Below are 228 nucleotides of genomic sequence, written 5' to 3' on the forward strand. Positions count from 1 at the left end.
AGCAGGCGGACGACGCCGCCCGTCACCATCGCGGCCGCGGAGTCGACGTCGTTCCGGGACTCAGGGTCGCCGAAGTCGTGACCGTACAGGGACTGACCCCAGTCGATCACGCCGGCGACGGCCTGCGCGTACGGGACGAGGAGCAGCTTGATCGGGTTGGACCGCTGTCCCTGGGCAGAGTCGTAGGGGCCGGGCACCCGGTAGCCGTAGAGCCGTCCCGGCTGCACC

Annotated in this window: 1 pseudogene; it reads right to left on the minus strand. The window is 71.1% G+C overall.

What is annotated here, in order from left to right:
• Positions 1–228, minus strand: a pseudogene (locus tag KVS71_RS19850) (glycogen debranching enzyme); the annotation flags it as partial.

Origin of the sequence: Microbacterium sp. GbtcB4 (assembly GCF_019091465.1) — a bacterium.
GTDB lineage: Bacteria > Actinomycetota > Actinomycetes > Actinomycetales > Microbacteriaceae > Microbacterium > Microbacterium paraoxydans.